Source organism: Selenomonadales bacterium, from assembly GCA_017442105.1.
Lineage (GTDB): Bacteria > Bacillota > Negativicutes > RGIG982 > RGIG982 > RGIG982.
In genome coordinates, this window is the sequence record JAFSAX010000045.1 from 1 (window position 1) to 4,553 (window position 4,553).

A 4,553-nucleotide genomic window follows, 5' to 3' on the forward strand; every position below is an offset into this window, starting at 1 on the left:
GGTGAACAAGCGATTCGCTGAGCGTACCGATCGAGATGAGAGGTGATGCGATGACGTGATTTTTCGTATTGAGCAGTATCGCATAAAAATGCTCTCTGTCACAATATCTGAGCCGTGGCATCATATAATTAGCGATGTCATCACTCGAGCGTATGACAACTCGTTTTTTCGAGTCACCGATAGCAACGCGTTTGCCCAGTTCGAGTGCGGCGGCGATCGTGATGGCTTTGGCTTCTCCGACGCCTTTACGCTTCATAAGCGATTCTATCGAAGAATGTGCCAGTCCGCCAAGCCCATCTTCGCCCGCTTCGATCAGTATCCGCTCAGCCAGACGCATGACGGATTCTTCCTGCGTACCTGTCCGCAGAAGAATAGCAAGCAGTTCTGCATTGCTGAGTGCTTCTGCTCCATGGTTCATCAGCTTCTCACGCGGACGCTCGTCCTTAGGAAGGTCTTTCATCATCAGTTGTTTTGATTCGTCAGCCATGTCTATCACTTCACTTACGTTTCATTCGCGATTATTTTTTGTCCCACGCACTTTGGCCAAATGTCGACAATACTTCTGCGACGCGTGCGATCGGCAGTCCTACGACGTTGTTATAACAGCCGCTGATGTGCGATACGAGGAGCGCACCGATGCCCTGTATACCGTATGCACCTGCCTTGTCCATCGGCTCGCCTGTTGCGATATAAGCGCGTATCTCGTCCATATCATAGTTGCGCATCGTAACGTCTGTCACAACGGCTTCCGAGTGGATACGCTCGCCCTGCACGACTGCGATGCCCGTCATGACTTGATGAACACTGCCCGACAGCTCGGCAAGCATCTTTTCGGCGTCGTTTTCATCTTGCGGTTTGCCGAAGATTCGTCCGTTTACAACAACGATGGTGTCTGCTCCGATGACGATGTCCTTCGGATATGATTTGGCGATGTCCTGCGCCTTGATAAGGGCATTGTGTTTGACGATATCGATCGGCGCGCCGTCTTCCATCTCTTCTTCGACAGAGCTCGGAACGACTTTGAACTGATATCCTACTTGTGTTAATAATTCTCTGCGTCTTGGTGATGCAGATGCCAATACGATCAATGTTCTCTTCTCCTTTTAATAAAACCGTCTATGCAAAAAGATACCGAATACAACACCGAGCATCGTCATGATGCTTGGCTGAAGCGAGAATCCGATAACGAATGTCGCTACGATCAGATTGACCGTCACAGGCGGTACTGATAATATCAGATATTTTTTAACCAAAAAAGATGCCACATCGGAGATGCTCGGGATCGTGGTCAAAAATTCACCTACGCCCGTTCCGACGATCGCACCGATAATAATAAATAACAAAAAAATGATCGTGCTTTTATTGCTTTTCAAAAAGGGTTCCTCCTAAATTTCGTTTGCCTTATACATATTCTCCCTGTGTGCGCAAAATCCTGCGTCATATCTGTCCTTCTCCATAACAGAAAACGAGCAAGTCAACGACTTGGCTGACTTGCTCGCATACTGCTTATTATGTATTACAGATATCTGAAGTAAACATATACATGGCTGATAATGATTGAAAGAATCATCAACGGGAACGCGATTTTGAAGAATCGTACGAACGAGATCGGTTGTCCTGCTGCTGCGGCAATACCTGCAACAACGACGTTTGCACTGGCACCAATGAGTGTACCGTTACCGCCGAGGCACGCACCGAGCGCAAGGCTCCACCAGAGTGCTGTAAGGTTCTCCATACCCATGCGGCCCATTTCATGGATCATCGGGATCATCGTTGCAACAAACGGAATATTGTCAACGAATGCCGAGGCAATAGCACTAAGCCAAAGGATCAAGATAGCAGTACTTGCTGTATCGCCTTTTGTGATCTCCATCGCTTCCTGCGCGATCATCGAGATAACACCTGTTTCTACAAGCGCACCAACAAGAACGAACAGACCAACGAAGAAGAAGATAGCGACCCACTCTACTCTTCTGAGTACGCCTTCAAGCTGTTTTTCATGCGAAGGATATGCGATCAACAACAGAACGCTTGCACAGAACATAGCAACCGTTGCCGATTCCAAGTGAAGCATCTGATGCAAACCAAACATAATGATCGTAACAGTAAGCATAAAGACCGATTTTTTCAAAAGGCTCTTATCTCTGAGCTCTTTGTTTTCATCAAGAGTCATAATATGTGCACGAAGTTCATCAGTCGTAACGAGTTTTTTCTTGTAGATAAGTTCAAGCAAAATAACCGTTATGATCAAAATCACAATTGAAATCGGTGCCAAGTTGAATACAAAGTCACCAAAACCAAGGCTCGTCGAGCTGCCGATCATGATATTCGGCGGGTCACCGATAAGCGTTGCCGTACCACCGATATTGGAAGCCAAGATCTGCGATACCAAAAACGGTGTTGAAGGAACTTTGAGTTTTCTGGTAATACTGAGCGTTACCGGTACTGTCAAAAGAACTGTCGTAACATTATCGAGAAGTGCCGAGGCAACAGCCGTTAAAAGGCTCATAACAAGCATGATTTGAGTTGGTTTTCCTTGTACTTTTTTGGCAGCTTTGATAGCGAGATAATTGAAGAGTCCCGTTTCTGCCGTGACACCAACGATGATCATCATGCCGACCAACAATCCGAGTGTATTGAGATCGATATGATGGATTGCCGTTTCCTGCGTAATAACGCCAAGAACAACGACGGTCATACCACCAACCAAGGAAATAACCGTTCGATGAATTTTTTCGGAAATAATAAATACATATGTTGCCAAGAATACTGTTATGGCTATTAGTGCATTGTTTTCCATTTGTTTCTTTTCACTCCCATTTCTACATTAAATATCTTAAATAAATATACCCTGTAGAAATGATAATTGTCAATATCATAATCGGAAAACCGACTTTCATATATTGCAAAAACATAAGGCGATAGCCACGTTCCGCTGCCAGACCTGCGACAATGAGATTCGCACTGGCACCGACGATCGTTCCATTACCACCAAGACAAGCGCCAAGGGCAAGGCTCCACCAGAGTGGTTCAAGATCAGAGATGCCTGCCGCGCCCATATCTTGGATCATCGGGATCATCGTTGCTACGAACGGAATATTGTCAAGGAATGCCGATACGATCGCACTGAGCCACAGAATGAGAAGCGATGTATATGTGAGGTCACCGTCTGTTATTTCAAGCGCGATCTCCGCAATACGGCTGATGATGCCCGTTTCAATGAGGCCTCCGACAGCAATGAAAAGGCCGACGAAGAAGAAGATAGTCGCCCATTCTACTTTATCAAGCATTTTTTCCGTGAACATATGGTCGCGTGATGCAATCAGCAAAAGCAAGAATCCACCTGCTAGTGCTACGGCAGACGATTCTAAGTGAAGTGCCTGATGACTGAAGAATCCGAGAATCGTCAGTGTCAATACTGCCAAGCATTTTTTCAGCATGGTAATATCTTTCAGTTCTGCTTTTTCATCCATCTTCATTAGGTCTTGTTTTAATTCGTCTTGCGTTTTAAGACATTTTTTATAAAGCATAGCAAGAATCGCAAGAACAATAACTAAGTTAACGACTGATATAAATGCCAAGTTATCAATAAATGCAATAAAGGTCAGTTCTTTGACTGCACTGCCGATCATAATATTCGGTGGATCTCCAATAAGTGTTGCGGTACCCCCTACGTTCGATGCAATAATCTGCGTAATGAGAAATGGAATCGGATCGATTTTTAGTTTTTCTGTAATGCTAAGCGTTACCGGTACCATCAATAATACGGTCGTTACATTGTCCAGAAATGCGGAAAATACTGCGGTCAATAATGCTAAATAGATAAGTATCTTCATAGGCGAGGCTTCTGCTTTTTTTGCCGCCCAAATGGCAACATAATTGAAAAGTCCTGTTTGCCCCGTGATTCCCACAATGATCATCATACCGATCAAAAGTCCGAGTGTATTAAAGTCAATATGGTGGATCGCTACCTCTTGCTCGATCACGCCTAAGAAGATCATTAAGATTGCGCCAATCATGGCGATAATTGTACGATGAATTTTTTCCGAAACAATGAATGCATACATCAGTATGAATATTACACCTGCCAGTACAGCACTATTTATCATTGCCTTCCTCCCAACTTTTACTTTATTTCTTTTTTATTGCTTCGACCTACTCTTTGTTTGCGTTATGTCAAATAAATTGATTTCTTATTACTATGTAGGTTATCTGATTTTCGCCCCGTCAAAAATTTTCAACGATGCGATCAAGACTTTGCTTGCCAAGATCACTATTGATAATGTCAAACTTATTATTTTTTAAATAGACCGAACATACAATGACATTGATCCATCACGCAGATGTTCTTGCACCTCTCAAGAATGTCTATGAATGAATATCGTTCTGTATTTTTGATTTTAGTATGCACTACCAAATGGCGATTATTCGCCCCCCTATCATCTCATTTTGATCTTTTCAACCAATGAAATGATTTAAGAAGCATTTTCTTTATTTAGATATCACAGTAGAGTATATCGAAGTTATATTTTTTATTTTAGGATAAAATAGTA

General features: G+C 43.4%; 5 protein-coding genes. All 5 read right to left on the bottom strand.

All coding sequences use genetic code 11. The annotated features are described in order from the left end of the window. Positions 1-487: hypothetical protein (locus IJN28_01790; GenBank protein MBQ6712506.1), on the bottom strand; the 487-nt coding region annotated here is incomplete at its 3' end. A 31-nt stretch (positions 488-518) separates the two neighbouring features. Continuing rightward, positions 519-1,088 carry a septum formation inhibitor Maf gene (gene maf / locus IJN28_01795; protein ID MBQ6712507.1) on the bottom strand — a complete coding sequence of 190 codons (570 nt, stop codon included), beginning with the start codon at positions 1,086-1,088 and terminating at the stop codon, positions 519-521. Positions 1,089-1,103: 15 nt separating this feature from the next. Further along, on the bottom strand, positions 1,104-1,373 hold the full coding sequence (locus tag IJN28_01800) for a DUF4321 domain-containing protein (protein MBQ6712508.1): 270 nt from the start codon (positions 1,371-1,373) through the stop codon (positions 1,104-1,106). Between the two features lie 143 nt (positions 1,374-1,516). Further along, complete coding sequence (locus IJN28_01805; GenBank protein MBQ6712509.1) at positions 1,517-2,800, bottom strand: ArsB/NhaD family transporter; 1,284 nt, start codon at positions 2,798-2,800, stop codon at positions 1,517-1,519. A gap of 22 nt (positions 2,801-2,822) precedes the next feature. Further along, complete coding sequence (locus tag IJN28_01810; GenBank protein MBQ6712510.1) at positions 2,823-4,109, bottom strand: ArsB/NhaD family transporter; 1,287 nt, start codon at positions 4,107-4,109, stop codon at positions 2,823-2,825. Positions 4,110-4,553 lie beyond the last annotated feature (444 nt).